Here is a 20,543-nt window from a genome sequence, read left to right as displayed (position 1 = left end):
ATTCATTTATAGTGGTTTAATTCACCAGAATTGTCCAACTTACAATTATAAATATAAAGGCAGAAAGAACAATGGTAAGGTGTTACCCTGTCGGTTATTATGAAAAAGATAATCCAGCTCAATTAGCTGGTGCATAAAAAATATTACTTGTGAATTACATGGGATTAAAAATATGAATCTGAAACTTTGCTTTGCCGTTACTTTGGCATTGAGTGCAATGGGAGTACATGCTGCAGCGCCTGCTACTTTGCAGGAAGCGGCCGAGCGGGCCATTACAAACAATCCGGAATTACGTGCTCGCTGGTTTGAGTTCCGTGCTTCTACTGAGGATGTTTCTGCTGCTCGTGGAGGTTATTTGCCACAGGTAGATTTTCAAGCTTATGCTGGCCGCGAGTGGCAAATGCGCCCTAGCGGTGATACCGGTGGTTTCAACCATCCCGGTGCCACGTTGTCTTTGCGCCAAATGCTATTTGATGGCTTTGCTACAAGTAATGAAGTTCAGCGCTTAGGCTATGCAAGACTGACCCGCTATTACGAATTACTTTCTTCGTCCGATCAGATTGCTTATGAGAGCGTCCGTGCGTACCAGGATGTGTTGCGGTATCGCGAATTGGTAGCTCTTGCTCAGGATAACTATGCACTACATAAAGAAATTCTAGGCCAGATCGAAGAGCGGGTTAAAGCGGGTGTTGGTCGCCGGGTCGATCTGGAGCAGGCTTCAGGGCGCTTGGCTTTGGCCGAGTCTAACTGGTTGACAGATTTATCAAATTTACACGATGTATCTGCACGTTTTCAGCGTATTGTGGGCGAAGCACCTGCTGCAACTTTGGCTCCTGCTCAGGATCTTCGAGCAGCGCTGCCTAAGGAAGGCAGTGCTGTTTTAGCAACGGCTTTGAAGCAGAATCCTAGTTTTCTGGCTGCTGTATCTAACATCCGTTCTGCACGCAGTGACGCTGAAACACGTAAATCCAATAATTATCCCAAGCTGGAGCTTGTTGCAAGGCAGGCTATTGATCGCGATCGGGACAATATCAGCGGTACTTTTCAGGACCGTACGATTCAGCTCAATTTAAATTACAACTTATTTAGTGGAGGCCGTGACAGCGCACGTATACGTGGCGCGGTAGAAAAGCTGAACTCTGCTTATGAGTTACGTGATAAAACCTGTCGTGATATTCGCCAAACTACGCAAATTGCCTGGAATGACGTACGCCGGCTGAATGAACAAATGAAGTTCCTTGATCAGCACCAACTTTCTACTGAGAAATCTCGCGATGCCTATCGTAAGCAGTTTGATATTGGTCAGCGCACTTTGCTGGATCTTTTAGATACTGAAAACGAATTATTTACAGCCAAGCGTGCGGTTGTTGCTGCCGTTTACGATTTAAAAACTTCGGAAGCGGGCGTTTTAACTCAGACTCACCAGATTCTTGCTGCTCTGAAACTTGCTCCGCTTGAGGCTGCTGTACCGGAAGATCTGGACGATAGTCAGCTGGATGATGAGCGTATTCGTTGTAGTGCAGAGATGCCAGAGGCATATGTGATGGATAGGGAGGGCGTAATGGCTAATCGTCCGCCTTTAGCACCTATTGCGGTACCTGAGGCGCTCAGTGCGCCCGTTAACAAAGATCTGGTGCAGTTTGGTAATGATCTGGTAGATAAATGGTCGAAAGCATGGGCAGAGAAACGGGTTGATGATTACCTGGTGTTTTATGCAAACAGCTTTGTGCCAAGCAATGGCATGAGTGTTGATAAATGGAAAGAATTTCGCCGTAGCCGCATCGCTAAACAGGGCAATCTGAGTATTACGCTGGATAAAATGCAGCTGAAGCAAATTAATGAAACCCAGGCTGAAGCCAGCTTTGAGCAAAGTTATAAGTCTAAGGATTACACCGATGCGGTGCATAAAACTTTGGAAATGGTAAAGCAGGGCGGGCAGTGGAAAATTAAGGCAGAGAAAGTAACAAGTGGTAAAGCCTACTAATTTTTTGATTGAAAAGTAAGATGAGGCTAGGTATTTTCGTCTTTTCTTTATAAAAAATGGGCCTTCTTCGGAAGGCCCATTTTTTTTGTCTGATACTGCTGCCTGTTTAATAAACTGCATGTTTAGCCATTTTAATTTATAGGTTCATCTCCAAAATGGTAGCTAACCCAGCTGTGAATCAAATATAAATAGAGCTTGGCTGATCTTATGTTGTTTGTCAGTTTTTATATTGATTAGCACTCGCTCTTCTTTCCAACGACTTAGTGATCTATAAAGAAATGGCTCGTTATTAGGGACGGGCAGTGCGGAGATTGGCTCATGGCGGATATCGCTGCTGAATTGCAAAACACAGTTTTAATTAATGAAAATATCAAGATGGTGATTTGGAATTGCTTTGAAATTAATTTAATGGGCTTAAATGCTATTTTACTGGCCAAAAGGGCTGGGCGGATGGCCCGGGGGTTTGGAATCATTTCGGGCGAATTACGTGAGCTATCTTTGCAATTGCAAGGCAGCATGAGCCGGTTGAGTAATGCAAGCCAGGATATGCTGGCTGAGTCGTCGCACAGCATGACACAAGAGCGGCGCAACCAGATGCTGGCTCAGACTTCGGGGCTCTCTGCTGAAAATGCCACATATCTCGCAGAAACGCTGCGACGTAACCGTAAGGCCGCCGATGATTATTCCGAACGCTTACGTGTGGTACATCAGCGCCTTGTTGAATATGTCGATGAAGCTTATCAAGCTTGTGTATTTGGAGTGGTGATTGCACGGGCAGCCCGGATCGAATCTGCTTATTCGGGTGAGCATTCCAATGTATTGGCCGAATTATCGAATGATTTCGCTAGAAAAGTGGATTCTATTGTGCCCAGGCTGGAAGAACTACGACGTATTTCAGGGAAGATGAGATGAAAAAAGCACAAATATTATTTGAGCAGGATGATCATCGCTGGTTTGCTATTTCGCGTGATCCAGATCGCCCCAGTCATTTAATCGATACCAACGAATACGTGATCAGCAATGGTTGTGAAGCTCTTATTACCGACCCCGGGGGGCTGGAGGTTTTTCCCGCCGTGTTTTCGGCAGTGAGTACGGTGATTGATCCTCGGCTCATTCATAGTATTTTCTCATCACATCAGGATCCTGATGTAATTTCTTCTTTGGCACTGTGGTTAGAGTTTAATCCGGAAATGAAATGCCATATCTCTGGTTTATGGGCATCTTTTGTTCCCCATTTTGGTGGCTCGGCGAATACCATGATGTCTATTCCCGATCAGGGGAGTGAAATTGTGGTGGGTAGTGCGCATTTGAGTGCCATTCCTGCCCATTATTTGCATTCTTCGGGTAATTTTCATCTTTATGATCTTAAGGCACAGATTTTATTTTCAGGAGATGTAGGTGCAGCGTTGCTGCCAGAGAGTAATAGTGATTTATTTGTCAGCGATTTTGACCGTCATATTCGATTTGCCGAAGGGTTTCATAAGCGCTGGATGGGATCAAACAGCGCGAAGCGAGTGTGGTGTGAAAAAGCCGCCAGTTTGAAAATCGATATGATCTGCCCGCAACATGGATCGGTGTATGTGGGGGAGGATGTTGAGCGCTTTATTAACTGGTTTGATGAGCTGCATGTAGGGCTTTTTTAATGACGATCAAGTGCAGCTTAAAGGCAGGAAAGGAATTTGATCAGGGGGCTGGAAATTGCGAATTCAGCCCCCATTTCAGTTTCTTAACCAGCCTTCAAGGAATATGATGAGTATCACTGTTAATGGCGTTGAAATTACCGATGCAATGATTGAGGCCGAAAGTCAGCACCATCAAGATGCGCCATCTATGTTGGATGCAACGATTCAAGAGTTGATTTTGCGTGAACTCTTGTTGCAACGTGCCGCTTCTTTGACGATTGAGGCCGCTACTCCGGAAGAAACCATCGGTTTACTGCTGCAAACAGAAGTCAAAATAACCGATGCAGATGAGGTAGCTTGTCAGGAGTATTACGACAATAATCCGCAATCTTTTGTGCGTGGCGAAATGGTTGAAGGCAGCCATATTTTATTCAAGCCTAGTGATGAGGTATCTTTGGATGCCATTCGTGAAACGGCTAGTGCAGTATTAGCTGACGTAAAAGCAAATCCGGGAAAATTTGCAGAGCTGGCCCGTGAACATTCCGCTTGCCCGTCAGGCCAGCAGGGCGGTGATCTTGGCCAGTTTGGTCGCGGTCAGATGGTGCCGGAATTTGAACATGCTGTGTTTAGCCTGAACGCGGGTGAAGTTGCTGCCGATTTGGTAGAAACTCAGTTTGGTTTACATATTATTCGTGCGGGCGAGAAAGTGGCTGGTGCGACCGTTGCTTTTGACGAAGTAAAAGAAAAGCTGGCTGAGTTTTTAAGCAATATTGCTACTCGCCGTGCCATGAATCAGTACCTGCAAACGCTAGTGAATGCTGCCAAAATCGAAGGTTACACTTTGCCAGCTGCAGAGCCGGCGGCGGCATAGTTTTTAGGTTTGCTTTGGTGTAAGTCATCAATGGCCGGCAATGCTGGCCATTTTCAATTTGGATGCAGATATATACGTGCTTTGAGTGGAGGATGATCCATAAAAAGAGCATAAGCTGACAAATTTTCTATGTAATTTTTACAGGGAAATGCGATTTATAGCTCAGAGTGGTGGATAATCAGCCCGTCTCTTTTACGGGTTAACCCTTATGGCCGATTTGCATCAGTTTATTGAAGGTTTTCGCGATTTCCAGCAGCAGTATTTTGCTGGCGAAACCGCTTTGTTTGACCGTTTACGTGCAGGCCAGACACCAACGACCGTGTTGATAGGCTGCTGTGATTCCCGGGTTGACCCTGCTATTTTGACCCAATGCGCGCCTGGCGAGATGTTTATTATTCGCAATGTGGCTAATCTGGTTCCTCCTTTTGAGCAGGGGACTACCAATCAAGGGGTATCTGCAGCATTGCAATACGCTGTTACTGTGCTTAATGTGAGCCGTATTGTTGTGCTGGGGCATAGTCACTGTGGCGGGATTAAAGCGTTGATGGATAGTGCGGATATTGTTGATAAAGATGATTTCTTGGGGCGCTGGATTCATATCGCCAGCAAAGCAAAAGAGCGTGTTTTACAGCAGTTGCCAGATGGTGATCAGGCGGCCCGTTACCGTGCTTGTGAGCTGGAAGCCATTCGGGATTCTTTAAATAATCTGGAAACTTTTCCATGGATTAAGGCGCGCTTAGGTATGGACGCTCTTAGTTTGCATGGCTGGTTTTTTGATTTTGAACACGGCGCCTTACTTGGCTTTAATAGAGAAAGCGGGCAATTTCAACCGCTGGTAAGTGCTTTGCCCTCCCAGGATTTTTTAATCGAGATTTAATTGGTTGCTATTAAAACGCATATTCCGTACGTCTTGGGAATCGCCGGCTGGTCGGGCTGTGGCAAAACCACTCTGATTGAAAAGCTATTGCCAGAATTGGCTGCGCTGGGGATTTTGGTTAGCGTCATCAAGCATACCCACCATCATGTGCAATTTGAGCCGGCAGGCAAAGACACTTCACGTTTTCGTGCTGCGGGTGCAGGTGAAGTATTGTTGGCCTCGCCTCAGGGTTTTGCTTTGCTGCATGATGGGGATCAGCCACTTACTGAGCTGCTGGCTCGCCTGGTACCGGTGGATCTTGTTTTGGTTGAAGGCTTTAAAATGGCTGCTATTCCCAAAATAGAAGTGCGTCGTACTGATTACCCTGCCATAGAGGACCCGCACATTATTGCGATTGCCAGTGATTGTTCGCCGGATAGTTCTCTGCCTGTTTTCGATCTTAACCAAGCTGCAGAGATTGCAGCATTTATTGCTGCGAGTTGCCATGCTGGATTTTGATCATGCTTTATCCCAATTACTGGCTCAGGCCCGTGTTTCACCTGCCGTTGAAACGTTGGTTTTAAATCAGGCTAAAGGCCGTATTCTGGCTGAAGATGTGGTTTCACAGATTGCAGTGCCCGCCTTTGATAACAGTGGCATGGATGGTTATGCCCTGAATGTGGGTGAAATTTGGCCTGAACATTTTGCGCTGGTGCAGAGGATTGCTGCAGGTGAAGTAGGGCAGGCGCTTGGCTTTGGGGATGCGGCCAGAATTTTTACCGGAGCACCTATTCCTGCTGGCGCCAATGTGGTGGTGATGCAAGAGAGTTGTCGCTGTGAAGAGGGACGGGTTTATATCACTCAAAAGGTAAAGCCGGGTGCCAATATTCGCCTGCGGGGTGAGGATATTCAGGCCGGTGCTGTGATTTTGCCCGCCGGAACACGTTTAAGTGCCGCCGCAATTGGTTTAGCAGCGTCCATTGGTATGGAAAAACTGCTGGTAAAGCGGCCGCTAAAGATTGCCTTGCTTTCGACGGGAGACGAGCTGGTGGAGCCAGGGCAGCCGCTGACCGCCGGGAAAATTTATAACTCTAATCGCTATGCCATTACGGCTTTATTGGAGGATTACACGGTCACTGACCTGGGTATTGTTCCTGATGACGCCAAGTTAACCAAGGATGTTTTGTGGCAGGCGGCTCAGGAGCATGATGTTCTGATCACTTCGGGAGGGGTGTCGGTAGGCGAAGAAGATCATGTTAAAGCCGCTGTAGAGCAGCTGGGCAGTTTAAATTTATGGAAAATCGCAATTAAACCGGGAAAGCCTTTTGCATATGGGCAAATTGCCGGGTGTGATTTTATTGGCTTACCGGGTAATCCTGTTTCCAGTTTCGTTACCTTTTTATTACTGGTGCGCCCATTTTTATTAGCCCGCATGGGGAGCCTGAATACAGCTCCTCCCCGCTTTAAGCTAAGCGCCGCGTTTGAATGGAAAAAAGCAGGTCATCGCCGTGAGTTTTTGCGTGGCCGATTAAATTCGGCCGGGCAGGTGGAGATTTATCCACATCAGGGCTCGGGGGTATTAACCTCTCTGGTTTGGGCGACAGGCCTGGTAGATATTGCTATAGGTGAAACAATTAGCCTTGGTGATACGGTTACTTTTATTCCCTATGCAGCATGCATTGAATGAGTTAATTAATGCTATGCTGTAATTGATTGGATTTAAGTAAGACTTGAGTTAATTATGGAATAACAATATGAAAGCAAACATTCGGCGCAGCCTATTGCTTAGCTTACTTTGCATTATTGCATTACCTGTTTTTGCAAGCGGGTTTGATTTACTTTCTGAGCGTGATGCCTTAGGTGGTTTAAAAGAAGCGCTGCTGCAGGGCGTGATCAACGCAAGCTTGCAGCTGAGTAAAACAGATGGTTTTCTTGCCAATGATAAAGTAAGGATTCCGCTGCCAGATGCAATGCGAAAGGCTGAACCCGTACTACGTACTTTGGGTATGGGGCAGCCCCTGGATGAATTACAAACGTCAATGAATCGGGCTGCAGAAGCCGCCGTGCCAAGGGCCAAGCAATTGCTGATTAACGCGATTAAGAAAATGAGTGTGCAGGACGCAAAGAATATTCTGCTTGGCAGTGATGATGCGGCTACACAATATTTCAAACAGGCAAGCCAGGCGCCGCTTACAGAGCAATTTTTACCAGTAGTGAGGCAAACTACTTCAAAGTTGCAATTAGCTGAGCAATATAATCGCCTGGCGGGTAAAGCCGCTGGTTTTGGGATGGTTAAAGCGGAAGATTCGACAGTAGAGCAATACGTAACACGTAAAGCACTGGATGGCCTCTATCTGGTGATTGCCGAAGAAGAGCGAGCAATCCGCCAAGACCCCTTGGCTGCCGTAGGGAAACTGGCTAAAAAAACATTTGGTTTATTGAGTGATTAATGATAAATACATAAAAAATGTACGGTTTTTTTGAGGTATTTATTTAAAAATTCTGCTATTTCCGCTCAGGCGAGTGTCCTGTATTGATGCTGGATTTCTAACAGAAATCTGGCAGAAATACCTGGAGATTACTGTTTAATCAGAGGCTTGTTGATTAATTCAGATTATTAGTCTGCTACGGTTTTTAGAAATATTTCCATTTAAACAAAGTGCTTGTTCTTTAGGCAAAAATCAATGATTCGTGTTTTATATTTTGCCCGGTTACGGGATGTTTTTGGTTGTAGTGAGGAAGTGCTGTCTGCACCTGCAACAATTGCCGAGTTGATTACTGTTTTAGCAGCACGTGGTGGTGTTTGGGCTGATGAGCTGTCGGCAGGCAAGGTGTTTCGTGTCGCGATTAATCAGGAAATGGCGAGTCTGGAAGATAAGATTCCTGTGGAGGCCGAAGTGGCGATTTTTCCACCGGTGACGGGGGGATAATGGCCGATATCCGGATCCAGGTACAAAGTGCAGATTTTGATTTTGCTGCAGAATATGCCCGCTTTGATGGCAATGCGGCAGTGGGGGCGGTTGTTGCTTTTGTTGGGCGGGTGAGGGATCTGGATCAAAGCGTTACTGCGATGAGCCTTGAGCATTATCCGGGTATGACAGAAAAATCGCTGGCAGGTATTGTCGATCAAGCATGTGGCTACTGGCCCTTGCAAGCCGTGACTGTCATCCACCGGGTGGGTGATTTGCAGGCGGCGGAACAAATTGTGCTGGTGCTGACTGCTTCGGCTCACCGCCTGGCTGCTTATGAATCAAATGCCTTTATTATGGATTTTCTAAAAACTCAGGCGCCTTTCTGGAAAAAAGAAGGAAATGGTGCTTGCCTGCAATGGGTAGATGCACGAGAGAGCGACCAGAGCGCGCTTGATCGCTGGCAGTACTTGAAGGTGGTTTAAGATGATTTTGGATGCGGTCATTCTGGCAGGTGGTGAAGGGCGTCGCATGGGAGGGCGTGATAAAGGCCTGGTGGAGCTTTCCGGCAAACCTCTGGTTGAATGGAGTTTGGAGGCCTTATCCCGGCAGACCCGGCTTGTGGATCATATTCTGATCTCGGCCAATCGCAATTTGCCTGATTACGCCCGCTTTGGCTCGCCCGTTTTACGAGATGTTTATCCTGGTCACCCCGGCCCTTTAGCTGGCATTCATTCCGCTTTACTGGCTTCTCCTTCACAATACCTGCTGGTTCTTCCCTGTGACGTACCTTTTTTACCCGCCGATCTGGTTGAAAAACTACTGGCACAGTTAGAGCAGGGTGAAACAGAGGTTGTGGTTGCCCGCACCCCGGATGGGCAAATTCATCCGACAATCTGTATGCTGAGGCATGAGGTTTTGGCTTCTTTAATGGATAGATTATCCCGGCAAGAACTTAAATTATCTGCCTGGCAGGAAAGTCTGAAGCAGCAGTATGTTGATTTCCCAGAGCTGGCTTTTCCAAATTTAAATACCCAAGATGATCTGGCTGTGTGTGCGGCCCGTTTGTCCGGAGTCGACACTATTCCTATGCCTTATCGAGCAACTGATCAAACACAAGAAGCCCCGGCATCGGGCCTGACACATTTTAATGCTAATGGCGAAGCACATATGGTGGATGTGGGCAGCAAGGTAGACAGCCATCGCGTAGCCCGTGCTGTAGGTGAAATCCGTATGCTGCCTACCACCTTGCACTTAATTGAAACAGGTAGTCATAAAAAAGGCGATGTCTTGGGAGTGGCCAGAATTGCGGCCATTATGGCGTCTAAACGTACTGCAGATTTAATCCCGCTTTGTCATCCGGTTCCGCTGACCAGTGTGAGCGTTGATTTTATTATTGATCGGGCAGGTAGCCTGGTTCGCTGCGAGGTGACGGCTGAAACGGTCGGGCGCACAGGGGTAGAAATGGAGGCGCTGACGGCACTCAATATTGCACTTCTTACCATTTACGATATGTGCAAGGCTGTAGATCGCGGCATGATTATGTCGCAGATTCGTTTGCTGGAGAAACAAGGTGGCAAATCGGGGCATTGGCAGGCCAGCCATATAATTTAATGCCACCCTATGACATTGGATAAAATGATTTAGGGGCAAACGCTAAAGACAGAACGGGGCACGGAAATCGCAGCCCCGTTTTTTGTCCTCGGAGCATGAGGCAGCGCAGGCGGTTACAGCATGCTTTGATTCTGATAACCGGTTGGGTTGATCGCGGCATCTCACACTCATTCCTGCAATCTAGGATCCTGGTATAAAGCAAATTGAGCACACCAGGCTTTTAAGCTGCGATTTACCAAGAGCCTTTGGTAAGGGCATTTATTGCCTGAATTAAATTAATCCCAGCAAAGCACTTTTACTGAATGCCACGCCAATCATATAGGCAAAGACTAGCACTGAAGCGATCAGGGCGCCGCTGCGGATGGTTTTGGTTCTGCCCCGTTTAAGCGCGATCGTTCCAAGAATAATATAAAGCAGCAGCCCGGCTATCTTGGCTGCCAGCCATGTTTTGGGGCCGGGATATATCATTGCCAGGCTGATACCGCTGATCAAAAGTGCTGTATCAATGATATGCGGTGTAATACGGAAAAAACGCTGCTGCAAGCGTGGCGATTCAGCCAGCATTAATCCTCCCCGCAGCAGAAATAGCCCCAGCGACAGGGTAATAAGCAGCATATGCAAATGTTTTACAGCAAGATATTCCATGGGAAGGGCTCTCTCGTGCGAAAATGGTCAGTTCTGTATCTTAATGGCTTCTGTTAACGTTGAGTACTGTGATTCATTGGCTTTGACTGCAATGAATTGTTTCATCATTGCAGCCATTAAAGTCAAAGCTTGCCTGCCGGGTATTTTAGCCAGGCGGGTTAGTAGAATGAAAGGATAAAGGGTTTATGGAAGAATTACGCTTATCAAAGCGCTTAGCCGAACTGGGCCTTTGCTCGCGCCGTGAGGCCGATGAATATATTGCCAAGGGCTGGGTAAAGGTCGATGGCGTGGTGGTGGATGTATTGGGCAGCAAAGTTTTGCCGAGCCAGGTGGTGAGCCTGGAGCCTGCAGCTAAGGCCACCCAGGCCGGGCGAGTGACCATTCTTGTGAATAAGCCGGTGGGCTATGTGTCCGGGCAGGCGGAAAAAGGCTATACCCCCGCTGTTGCGCTGGTGGTGCCGGATAATCACTGGGAAGGGGATACCAGCGGTATTCGCTTTGTACCGCCGCATATGCGTGATCTGGCTCCTGCAGGGCGTCTGGATATCGATTCGGTAGGTCTTTTGGTACTGACACAGGACGGCGTGGTGGCCAAGACACTGATTGGCGAAAACTCGAATGTTGAAAAAGAATATCTGGTGCGTGTTTCCGGGCAGCTAAGCAGCGATGGTATGAAAAAGCTTAATCATGGTTTGAGCCTGGATGGGAAAGCGCTGAAACCCGCTCGCGTCAGCTGGCAAAATGAAAATCAGCTGCGCTTTATTCTACGTGAAGGTAAAAAGCGCCAGATTCGCCGTATGTGCGAATTAGTTGGTCTGGAAGTCGTTGGCTTAAAGCGTATTCGTATTGGGCGCGTACTGCTGGGTGATTTACCGCCGGGTAAATGGCGCTATTTATCGGCTACGGAGAAATTCTAATGCTGCGCGCACTGGTCTTTGTTTTGCTCAGCGGCATGGCTTACGCTACGCCCAATGAAATAACCGGCCCCTATCAATGCAAAAGTGGCAAGTCGTTTTACGTTACCTCAAGTGCCGATATGGCGCAGGTGCGTTTACGTTTTGATGGCCGGATTTACGATCTGGATGAGCAGCGTACGGCCAGTGGTGCGGCATGGGGGGATGGCCAGTGGCTGTGGTGGACCAAGGGCAGTAATAGTTTTTTAGAGCGTAATGCCGTTGTTGTTGCTAAAGATTGCCAAAAGAAATCGGTACATTAATGTTGCGTGTTGATGTTCTATTGGTAGAGCAGGGGCTGGCCCCTTCCCGCACTGCTGCGCAAGGCATGATCGCTGCTGGCCGGGTGAGCTGCGCTGGCAAGGTGCTAAGCAAGGCTAGCCTTAAGCTGGATAAAGATCAGCCCCTCTCGGTGGCTCGTGACGAGAGTGATCGTTTTGTTTCCCGTGGCGGGTTTAAGCTGGCGGGGGCATTAGCGCAGGCCGGATTGGATGTGGCGGGCTGGCAGGTGCTGGATGTGGGGATTTCTACCGGCGGCTTTACCGATTGCCTGTTGCAGGCAGGTGCACGCAAAGTGATTGGTGTGGAAGTAGGCCACGGCCAGCTTCACCCAAGGCTGCTTAATGATGCCAGAGTGGTGCAGTTTGAAGGTGTTAATGCCCGCCATCTGGTGCCAGAGCTGATTGCCGGGGTGCAGGACGGGCCGCTGCAGCTGATTGTGGGAGATGTGTCGTTTATCTCGCTTACCCTTATTTTGCCTGCTCTGCGCGCCATGCTGCAGCCGCAGGCTACGCTGCTGTTTTTGGTGAAGCCTCAGTTTGAAGTAGGCAAAGCCGGCATTGCCCGTGGCGGCATTGTTAAAGATGAAAGTCTTTATGTTCAAGTTGAAGACAAAATAAAAACAGCCGCCATTGCGGCTGGATTTACAGTCCAAAATTACTTCACCAGCCCCATCACAGGCGGCGATGGCAATCGTGAGTTTTTTATTCATGCTCTTGCCGTGTAAATAACACTGATCTGCCTATGGATTTTCTTAACAAAAGTTACTTTTGTTAAGAAAGATTCAGTTTGTTCTGCTGTGCTTGTGTAGCTGGAAATTCAGCGTCCCAAAAGCACTCGGGAATGGTCACTTCAATTAACGCTTCCTTTATACAAATATTATTTACTCATTAAACCTGAATAGATAAATAGTATTTCGTATATCCATTCTGATAAGAAGCCCTCATCTGTAGGTGTGTACCTCTTCTTTTTTTGCGTTAAATTTACTCATTAAGTAAGTTTAACGTATGATTTATTGATTAATTTTCATTATCATATGCTTTATACCTTACATATTTTGAATTGTTTGGGCGGTAGTATAGGGGTACATCTTTGCCAAAAATAAGCAACTTCCCTTTATGAGAATAGTATTTGTGTTGAAGGGGATTCGCTGTATGCATATGACTTAAATGTCCGCTGGCTTATTGCACAGGCAAAATTTTATTATTAGCTCTATTTATGGGAATAAAATAATGCCAAAAACTTTAAGTCAGGATATAAATACAAATTTTTTTCCTTCTGTATCTAATGAAGAAAAGATTGATTTTAAAAAAAAACCGGCTTGTGATATCTCTGAAAATATTTTTATAGAAGTAAATGATGATTATTCTGATTTAGTGGAAAAGAAAATAGAAGAATGTAGTAATAGTGCATACTCTGATTATTTAATACGTATTTTAAGTAAATTCCCTAGGCGTTTTATTAAAGAAAAGGTTATAGGTTATCAAAAAAATATTTTATCTAGCTGTTTCGATTTAATGTCAATAGTTCTAGCATTAGGTGATTCGTCAGTTTATAAAGTAGAAAAAATTTATTTTGAAATGATTGATGCGTTGAATGATTGCAATAAAGTTGCAAAATTTATCTCATTTTTTGACCATAAAAATGATAAATATAATATAGATATTTATGATCTTGAAACAGGAGGGAAAATTCTAACAGGTGTTGCCATCGCAATTAGTAAACGCCTAGAGGTATTGTTGTCAGATCGCCGTTTTAGATTAGGGTTGGAAACATATATTGCTGGCTATCATTTAAATGAGGTTTTTGAAGAGCTGTTAAGTAATTATGAAGATGATGAAACTTTATTCGATTTGCTACACCCTATTGGTTTTATGGAGAAGCGTCTTTATGAGTTGGTTGAAAATAAAAATGCCAGCCTTTATGATAGGGTGAGGGTCTATTTTGAAAATACTGATGTATTAATGGTTGTTGAAAACCCTATATACACAGCATTGCCTGATTCATTAAAAAAAGATAATCATTGGGAGGAGAGAAAAAAGAGTTCAGATAAAAATCGTTATTTTTTTAAAGAATATACTATAAGAGAATTTATGAGTGGCTATCACCGTTACGAGGCTGCAAAAGATTCGCTGGTTACATTGTCTGATATTGCACCTTGGGCAGCAGGTTATCATGCTGGTGAATTAAATATTTTATCTAATATGGATATTTCTATAGAGTATCAGAGCTATTTTGTTGAAACACTGAAAAATGATACGTTTCGAAGTAGATTCAAGAAAATGATTGCTGACCGTGTAAACGGAATTATTTTAGCTGAACTTGATGAATATAAGGTAGTCCATTTTGAAGGGCGTGTGACAACTGGGCTGCTTGTAAGAAAAATTAAAGAAGGATTGGAATTTAAATCGTTAATAGATGGAAAAGAATACAGGTTTGAAAGTTGGAAGGAAGCAAATGAGGTTTTGAATGAAGATGATGGTACAGATCTAGGCGATATTAATAATGATTTTTTAATTTACATTAAAATGCATGTGTTATTTTCACAGAGAAATATATATCCAAAAAGACGTCGTAAATATATTTTGACAATGAATGGTTTTTATTCTTCAGAGTTAGAGAAAGTAAAGCTTGAAATTACTGAAGACGATGTAATTTGCACTTTGGATTATTTATATAAAAATATTGTTGATAACAATCTGGAAGATATGGATTACCTGTCAAGATCTGACCTTGAAATTAGTACAACGTACTGGATGTCATGGACAAAGGCTATCTTTACTGCGATGTCTGTTGCTGCATTGCCATTTGGTTTTATTGGTCTTATTATTGATTCAATGGCTTCAATTCCTTCCATTATTCAGGCTCAAATAGCAGATCGTGATGAGGATAAATTAGCTTTTGCTACTGATGCTCTAAAAATAATTTCAATTGTTCTGGCCGGTGCTGCGGCAGCAAAATTAGGCGCTGAAGTTGTCAATACTATTGGAAAAGCCAGATTTAAAAATATAATTGAGAAGGCCGCAGAAAAAATTAGTCTGGCCTCTATTTCGGTAAAAATAGAAAAAATATTAATAGCGGAGACAGTAACATCTGCTGTGGATGTCACTGTTATAAAAAATCTGGAAGCATTAATCATGGCTGATGATGTTTTGTATCAGATAAAAGATTATATTATTGATCCATTTGATGAGTGTTTTAATTCAGTCACAAGTATGGCGCCAATTTTAAAGAAGAAGGGATATTCTGTACGCGTGGGGGCAACCCTTTGCTGGGAACATATTGATGATAGTTTGCCGGAGAATCACTTTTTTTGTGTAATTACAAAAAATAGCCGTGATTACATTGTTGATTTGACCGGGAGTCAGTATGACTTTATTGAGCAGACACAAGGAGGTGTAAGGTCTGCTTTGGTTCTGACAAAAGACGAATGGATAAGAAGATTTAAAGAGGGGTTTAATACTTCAGATCTTTACCAAGACAGAGCCGTTAAATATCGGGAATTTGCGAATATTTCCGAGGCCGAGCTTCACTTTGGCAGTGCTTCTTTCAGGCGGGCCACCCATTATATTGATGAGCAAACGTTTTTCATAAAGAGGCCTTTCTGGGTTTATGAAAATGTGAAGCAAACAATAATGGATGGAGTCAGAGAGGTGATTGAGGAATATATTCCCCAACCCCTCGCTGATTAGTGTGGCTTAAGAAGAACGCTATTTTATATTTTGATGCGGACAACTATTTGTGTGTTTTTCCAAATAGTTGCTCTGCATCTTCGACTTCTTTGATTAATGCACGCACTTCCGGTTCTTTGAATTCCTGAATGGTTTCGTTAAAGTAATTCAGGCTTTCCGGATAGGAAAATGCGGCCTGGCGCATCAGCTGGTGGGCTTTACTGGTATTGCCGCGCAGCGCCTCCATAATAGCCTGATCGCTAAGCTGGCTTGGGTAGGGGCGTACCTGATTGAGCCTGTCTAAAATCTGCAGTTTCCAGGGCATATCCTGCCTGCTGGCCACGATGTAATTGGACAGTGCAAAATCTGCGTAAAAATCAATCAGCGGATTTTTCTTTAACTCCTGCAATGTTTTAATTCGACCTGCATTGTCAGCAGGTTTGTCAGATGGATCCATAATCGGGTAAATCTGGATATATAACAAACCGCCAAAAACAGCCGTAGCAAGAGCGGCGACGCCGTAGGCACCAAGGCCAAACCGTGCTGCCCAGTCCGGGAATTGCAGCCTGCGCGGCGCATCAGAGCGCATAAAGAACAGCGCCAGAGCAAAGGGTCCAAGCAGGTGGTAATACCAGAGTGGGTATTCAACCAGGCTATGCAGCACCGAAACAATCACCAGTGCGGCACCAAATATTTTGACCGGATCATGTTCGCGTTTCAGCAGGGCGATAAACATCCATAGGATACCGCCAGCCATGATCAGCGTACCTGCCAAACCTGTTTCCGCCATGATATTGAGCAGTGAATTATGGGCGTGAGTAAACAGCACACTTTCTTGCACAATGGCAAAAGCAGGGTTGATTTGCAGGGCAATACTTTGTGACGGATAAGCAGCCCAGCCCACACCGAGCCAGGGGTGAGCCAGGAAGGTGATCCAGGCTTTCTGCCATTCTACCAGGCGGCGGGAGCCATTCGAATCCAGGCGATCCAGCCCGGTGGGGACTTCATTTTTTGCGTGCAGCAGTGATTGCAGGATGTCGTTAATCCACGGAGCAACAAATTGCATCACGATAATCAGTGCAGCACTGATGGCAAGCAGCCAGCCAAAGCGACGTATGCTGTCTTTACCCAGGTAGGCTGATAATGAGCCAAAGACCAGCCATGCACCGGCATACATAAATGGGGAGCGTGATCCGCTCCAGGCAATGGCGAGTGCCAGCCAGATGGCGACAGGCCAGAACCAGGCTTTAGGCAGCTCTTTTTCGGCAGCAAGCCATGCTGCTGCTGCCAGCCCCCAACTTAAATAATGGCCATATAAATTCTTTTGTCCCAAATGGCCAAAGATCAGTCGCGGGCCATTTTGCAGCAACTCAATCACCTGCTGCACTGATACTGCAGAATTGAAAATGGCTCCTGCCAGCAGGCCCCAGGCAAAATAGCTAGCCAATTGCATCTTGCCAAAATGCTCTGTTGCCCTTGCCAGAGCCCATACCGAAAATGCTGCGGTTAGCGCGTAGAGAATCGGCTCGGTGCGATCAGACCAGTACAGTACCGGCATCAGAATGATTTGCAGTGCAATCACTGCCGCCAGACCGAACCAGATCAGGCTGGCATAGGGCGGGCTGGATTTTTTGGTGCCGGGAAGCAAGGTGGCAGTCAGCACCATTAATACGGCTAGCACCAGAGCGGCTAGCTCGGATGGAAACACCGGGTTGGGCTGGTAGCGAAAGGGAATGCCGCAGGGGACTGCGGCAAGCAAAAATAGCAGGGTCTGAAATATTCGGAGTTGCGGAATCATGGGGCACTTTCGATGGTTTTCTGAGGAGGGCGGTACATCCAGCCTGCGACGAGTACTCCTGCTTCAAAAAGCAGCCAGAGCGGAATGGCCAGCAGGCATTGGGATACAACATCGGGCGGGGTCACAACGGCTGCGATGACAAAGGAGCCGACGATAACATAGGGGCGGATCTCTTTTAGCTTGGCGATGCTGATAAAGCCCATTCTTACCAGCACAATCACCAGAATAGGAACTTCAAATGTGATACCAAACGAGATAAACAAGCCTATGGCAAAGTCGAGGTACTCGCCCGAATCTGGCAGCCATTGCATCGATGCAGGTACTACTGAAACAATAAACTTAAATACCACACCAAAAACAAGGAAGTAGGCAAAACCAACGCCCAGCATAAAGAGTAGAGTGGAGGCGAATACCAGGGGCAGGATCAGTTTTTTTTCATGGGTATACAGGCCTGGTGCAATAAAGCCCCACATTTGATAGAGGGTATGGGGTAGCGTAAGCATAAAGGCCGCCATAGAGGCGATTTTGATCTGTAAAACAAAAGGTGAAGCAATACCGATGGTGATCAGTTTCTGATGAGGTAAAACATGGGTAAGCGGTGCTACCATCAGATCATAAAGCTGTTCCGAAAAGGCAAAACAGGCAATAAATCCAATTAAAAAAACTGCTGCGATACGTACGATTCTTGTACGCAGCTCAATTAAATGCACCAAAAGGGGCTGGAGGTTATCCGTCATTGTTTAACGCCGATCCGGCCTGGAGTCTGAAGGAGGTGCTGCGGGCAGAGTATCGTCCCGAGGGGCCGGTGCAACTTCAATCTCCCGGATTGGAGCGGGCTCCGACAAGGCCTGGGCTGCTTCTTCCAGGGGCTGGTGAATGGTCTGGCTGAGTGCTGAAGCTTCGGCCCGAATTTCGGCTTCGACTTTAGCCAGCTCTGCCAGCTGGAACTCTTTATCTAAATCTGATTTCACGGTCGAGATAAAGCGCTGCGCACGGCCCAGCAAAGCACCTGCAGTCCGCGCGACTTTAGGTAGTTTCTCTGGGCCAATGACGATTAAGGCGACGGCACTAATAATAATTAGCTCGCCAAAACTTACATCAAACACGGGCCAGCCTTAAGATTTATTAGTATCGACAGGTTTATCTTCTGTTTTGGCAGCAGGTGTTTCACCGTCCTTAATACCATCTTTAAAACCTTTCACGGCCGAGCCTAAGTCTTTACCGATGCTGCCCAGTTTTTTTGTGCCAAACACCAGAACTACAATGACCAATACAACTAACCAGTGCCAGATGCTGAATGAACCCATGATGTAATCTCCTGATAGCGCGCTTATTGCGTGCTGATTTCTGAAATATTTGTTGAGAGCGTTTTACCGCCAATAATGTGCATATGAAGGTGAAAGAAAGTCTGTCCGCCACCATGACCTGTGTTAATAATGGTTCGATAGCCATCGCTTAAACCTTGCTCTGCTGCCAGTTTTGACGTCAGCAGCATCATTTTGCCAAGCAGGGGCTGATGCTGGGTTTGGGCGTGTGCTAAAGAATCCAGATGTGTTTTTGGTACTAATAAAAAGTGAACCGGTGCAGCAGGATGAATATCATGAAAGGCGATAACATCATCGTCTTCATAAATTGTCTTTGCCGGGATTTCACCCGCTGCAATTTTACAAAAAAGGCAGTCGCTCACTTTATTGCTCCTTACGGGCGTTCTTTTCATCTATTCCTGAAATGCCCTCGCGGCGTGCTAATTCTGCCAGCACGTCTTCGTGGCTTAATCCTGCATGCTCAAGCAATACCAGGGTATGAAACCACAGATCAGCAACTTCCCGGACCAGATGCAGCTTATTGCCATCTTTGGCTGCCATAATTGTTTCAACAGCCTCTTCACCCACCTTTTTCAAGATTTCGTCAGTGCCTTTATGAAACAGCCTGGCTACATACGAGCTTGATGGATCTGCACCATGCCTGCCGGCCAGCATGGTTGATAAGCGCTCCAGAATGTCTGCGGAAACCATGATCTATATCCCTGGGTCAATTCAGAACCCGATTATATTGCTATTAGGTTACAAGTACGTGGCGATTCTTCGGAAATCTTGCGGATTGTCTATTCTTACAACTCTTAAGCAGATCACGGCTGCGCATGTTGCCTATGATCTGCTTGTATGTAAATTAATGGCTGTTGCCATAAATCTTTGCCGGATCTTTTATGACTTCATCCGTGATTTGCCATTCATTATTGATGAGTGTCCGAAAGAAACAGCTTTTTCGACCAGTATGGCAGGCAATACCACCTACTTGCTCGATCTGGTAAATCAGCACATCGCCATCGCAATCAAACTGAATGGCTGATACTTTCTGAAAATGCCCTGATTCCTCGCCCTTATGCCAGAGCTTTTGTCTGGAGCGGGTCCAATAATGGGCGGTGTTTTTTTCGGCTGTTAATGCTACAGCTTCCCGGTTGGCATAGGCAAACATCAGCACCCGGCCACTGTCTTTATCTTGGGCAATTACGGGCACCAGCCCTTTTTCGTCCCACTTTATTTCATCCAGCCAGCTCATAAACGCACCTCAATCCCTGCTGCCCGCATAGCTTCTTTGGCCTGGCGGATCGTGCATTCGCCAAAGTGAAAGATACTTGCTGCCAGCACGGCATCGGCGTGGCCCTGAATAACACCGTCAACCAGATGTTGTACATTTCCAACGCCGCCCGAAGCAATCACGGGGATATCTACGGCGTCACTTACTGCACGGGTGAGCGGCAGATTAAAGCCGATCTTGGTGCCGTCTCTGTCCATGCTGGTTAGCAAAATCTCGCCAGCGCCCAGCATTTGCATGCGGGTGGCCCATTCAATGGCGTCCAGCCCGGTGGCGGTGCGCCCCCCATGGGTAAATACTTCCCAGCGCAAGGGCTCGCCCGGCAGGCTGACTTGCTTGGCATCGATGGCCACCACAATAGCCTGGCTGCCAAAACGGTCTGTCGCGTCTTTTACCATTTGCGGATTAGTCACAGCGGTGGTGTTGATACTGACTTTATCGGCACCGGCGTTCAGCAGGCGGCGGATATCATCCACCACACGTACACCGCCGCCCACGGTCAGCGGAATAAATACCTGGGCTGCAACTTCTTCAATCACATGCAAAATAATATCGCGCTGATCGGATGAAGCCGTGATGTCTAAAAAGGTAATTTCGTCTGCACCCTGGGCATCGTACTTTTTGGCAATTTCAACCGGATCCCCCGCATCGCGCAGGCCCACAAAGTTAACGCCTTTTACAACACGGCCAGCGGTTACATCAAGACAGGGAATAATTCGTTTAGCAAGGGACATAAGGCTTCTTTA

Annotated in this window: 24 protein-coding genes; 15 read left to right on the top strand and 9 right to left on the bottom strand. The window is 46.2% G+C overall.

Annotated elements, in window-relative coordinates; all coding sequences use genetic code 11:
* The first annotated feature begins 172 nt into the window (after window positions 1-172).
* The 11 genes from EJO50_RS12770 to moaC all read left to right on the top strand — a co-directional run bounded on the left by EJO50_RS12770 (window position 173) and on the right by moaC (window position 9,856).
* Window positions 173-1,984, top strand: coding sequence for a TolC family outer membrane protein (locus EJO50_RS12770; protein ID WP_125974740.1), 1,812 nt, complete (start codon window positions 173-175; stop codon window positions 1,982-1,984).
* Window positions 1,985-2,302: 318 nt separating this feature from the next.
* On the top strand, window positions 2,303-2,896 hold the full coding sequence (locus tag EJO50_RS12765; RefSeq protein ID WP_125974738.1) for a hypothetical protein: 594 nt from the start codon (window positions 2,303-2,305) through the stop codon (window positions 2,894-2,896).
* Window positions 2,893-3,627, top strand: a complete 735-nt coding sequence (locus tag EJO50_RS12760) for an oxygen-binding di-iron domain-containing protein (RefSeq protein ID WP_125974736.1) — start codon at window positions 2,893-2,895, stop codon at window positions 3,625-3,627. The genes EJO50_RS12765 and EJO50_RS12760 overlap by 4 nt, the downstream gene beginning before the upstream one ends.
* 103 nt (window positions 3,628-3,730) lie before the next feature.
* Complete coding sequence (locus EJO50_RS12755) at window positions 3,731-4,477, top strand: peptidylprolyl isomerase (RefSeq protein ID WP_233702078.1); 747 nt, start codon at window positions 3,731-3,733, stop codon at window positions 4,475-4,477.
* Window positions 4,478-4,685: 208 nt separating this feature from the next.
* Window positions 4,686-5,354: a carbonic anhydrase gene (locus EJO50_RS12750; protein WP_125974734.1), complete on the top strand. Its 669-nt coding sequence runs from the start codon at window positions 4,686-4,688 to the stop codon at window positions 5,352-5,354.
* Window positions 5,355-5,852: a molybdopterin-guanine dinucleotide biosynthesis protein B gene (gene mobB, locus EJO50_RS12745; RefSeq protein ID WP_233702077.1), complete on the top strand. Its 498-nt coding sequence runs from the start codon at window positions 5,355-5,357 to the stop codon at window positions 5,850-5,852.
* On the top strand, window positions 5,824-7,020 hold the full coding sequence (locus EJO50_RS12740) for a molybdopterin molybdotransferase MoeA (RefSeq protein ID WP_233702075.1): 1,197 nt from the start codon (window positions 5,824-5,826) through the stop codon (window positions 7,018-7,020). Before mobB ends, EJO50_RS12740 begins: the two co-directional genes overlap by 29 nt.
* A gap of 67 nt (window positions 7,021-7,087) precedes the next feature.
* On the top strand, window positions 7,088-7,783 hold the full coding sequence (locus EJO50_RS12735; protein ID WP_125974732.1) for a DUF4197 domain-containing protein: 696 nt from the start codon (window positions 7,088-7,090) through the stop codon (window positions 7,781-7,783).
* Window positions 7,784-8,017: 234 nt separating this feature from the next.
* On the top strand, window positions 8,018-8,263 hold the full coding sequence (locus EJO50_RS12730) for a MoaD/ThiS family protein (RefSeq protein ID WP_125974731.1): 246 nt from the start codon (window positions 8,018-8,020) through the stop codon (window positions 8,261-8,263).
* A complete protein-coding gene (gene moaE, locus EJO50_RS12725) occupies window positions 8,263-8,727 on the top strand; it encodes a molybdopterin synthase catalytic subunit MoaE (RefSeq protein WP_125974729.1) in 465 nt (154 codons plus the stop codon). The genes EJO50_RS12730 and moaE overlap by 1 nt, the downstream gene beginning before the upstream one ends.
* Window position 8,728: 1 nt before the next feature.
* Window positions 8,729-9,856 carry a cyclic pyranopterin monophosphate synthase MoaC gene (moaC, locus tag EJO50_RS17845; protein ID WP_125974727.1) on the top strand — a complete coding sequence of 376 codons (1,128 nt, stop codon included), beginning with the start codon at window positions 8,729-8,731 and terminating at the stop codon, window positions 9,854-9,856.
* A 270-nt stretch (window positions 9,857-10,126) separates the two neighbouring features.
* Here the strand turns inward: moaC and EJO50_RS12715 are convergent, their stop codons facing one another.
* Window positions 10,127-10,501: a SirB2 family protein gene (locus tag EJO50_RS12715; protein ID WP_125974725.1), complete on the bottom strand. Its 375-nt coding sequence runs from the start codon at window positions 10,499-10,501 to the stop codon at window positions 10,127-10,129.
* 185 nt (window positions 10,502-10,686) lie between these two features.
* Between EJO50_RS12715 and EJO50_RS12710 the strand changes: the two genes are divergently transcribed.
* From EJO50_RS12710 to EJO50_RS12695, 4 genes are all read left to right on the top strand, one after another.
* Entirely contained in the window at window positions 10,687-11,418 is a 732-nt protein-coding gene (locus EJO50_RS12710; RefSeq protein WP_125974723.1) for a pseudouridine synthase, read from the top strand.
* Window positions 11,418-11,717 (top strand): MliC family protein, encoded by a 300-nt coding sequence (locus EJO50_RS12705; RefSeq protein WP_164521504.1) that lies wholly within the window; start codon window positions 11,418-11,420, stop codon window positions 11,715-11,717. Before EJO50_RS12710 ends, EJO50_RS12705 begins: the two co-directional genes overlap by 1 nt.
* Window positions 11,717-12,460 carry a TlyA family RNA methyltransferase gene (locus EJO50_RS12700; RefSeq protein WP_125974719.1) on the top strand — a complete coding sequence of 248 codons (744 nt, stop codon included), beginning with the start codon at window positions 11,717-11,719 and terminating at the stop codon, window positions 12,458-12,460. The genes EJO50_RS12705 and EJO50_RS12700 overlap by 1 nt, the downstream gene beginning before the upstream one ends.
* Before the next feature lie 505 nt (window positions 12,461-12,965).
* Entirely contained in the window at window positions 12,966-15,425 is a 2,460-nt protein-coding gene (locus tag EJO50_RS12695; RefSeq protein WP_164521503.1) for a hypothetical protein, read from the top strand.
* Between the two features lie 43 nt (window positions 15,426-15,468).
* Here the strand turns inward: EJO50_RS12695 and EJO50_RS12690 are convergent, their stop codons facing one another.
* From EJO50_RS12690 to hisF, 8 genes are all read right to left on the bottom strand, one after another.
* Window positions 15,469-17,202: a PglL family O-oligosaccharyltransferase gene (locus EJO50_RS12690; RefSeq protein WP_125974715.1), complete on the bottom strand. Its 1,734-nt coding sequence runs from the start codon at window positions 17,200-17,202 to the stop codon at window positions 15,469-15,471.
* Window positions 17,199-17,939, bottom strand: a complete 741-nt coding sequence (gene tatC, locus EJO50_RS12685; RefSeq protein WP_125974713.1) for a twin-arginine translocase subunit TatC — start codon at window positions 17,937-17,939, stop codon at window positions 17,199-17,201. Before tatC ends, EJO50_RS12690 begins: the two co-directional genes overlap by 4 nt.
* Window positions 17,940-17,942: 3 nt before the next feature.
* Complete coding sequence (tatB, locus tag EJO50_RS12680; RefSeq protein ID WP_125974711.1) at window positions 17,943-18,308, bottom strand: Sec-independent protein translocase protein TatB; 366 nt, start codon at window positions 18,306-18,308, stop codon at window positions 17,943-17,945.
* Between the two features lie 9 nt (window positions 18,309-18,317).
* Entirely contained in the window at window positions 18,318-18,509 is a 192-nt protein-coding gene (gene tatA, locus EJO50_RS12675) for a Sec-independent protein translocase subunit TatA (protein ID WP_125974709.1), read from the bottom strand.
* Between the two features lie 23 nt (window positions 18,510-18,532).
* Window positions 18,533-18,889, bottom strand: a complete 357-nt coding sequence (locus EJO50_RS12670; protein ID WP_125974707.1) for a histidine triad nucleotide-binding protein — start codon at window positions 18,887-18,889, stop codon at window positions 18,533-18,535.
* A 1-nt stretch (window position 18,890) separates the two neighbouring features.
* Window positions 18,891-19,217: a phosphoribosyl-ATP diphosphatase gene (locus tag EJO50_RS12665; RefSeq protein ID WP_125974705.1), complete on the bottom strand. Its 327-nt coding sequence runs from the start codon at window positions 19,215-19,217 to the stop codon at window positions 18,891-18,893.
* 154 nt (window positions 19,218-19,371) lie between these two features.
* Window positions 19,372-19,761, bottom strand: coding sequence for a phosphoribosyl-AMP cyclohydrolase (gene hisI, locus EJO50_RS12660; RefSeq protein ID WP_125974704.1), 390 nt, complete (start codon window positions 19,759-19,761; stop codon window positions 19,372-19,374).
* Complete coding sequence (hisF, locus tag EJO50_RS12655) at window positions 19,758-20,531, bottom strand: imidazole glycerol phosphate synthase subunit HisF (protein ID WP_125974702.1); 774 nt, start codon at window positions 20,529-20,531, stop codon at window positions 19,758-19,760. Before hisF ends, hisI begins: the two co-directional genes overlap by 4 nt.
* Window positions 20,532-20,543 lie beyond the last annotated feature (12 nt).

Origin of the sequence: Iodobacter ciconiae (assembly GCF_003952345.1) — a bacterium.
Taxonomy (GTDB): Bacteria; Pseudomonadota; Gammaproteobacteria; order Burkholderiales; family Chitinibacteraceae; genus Iodobacter; species Iodobacter ciconiae.
Note: the sequence above shows the minus strand (reverse complement) of the source record. Positions and strands in the feature narration are given on the sequence as shown.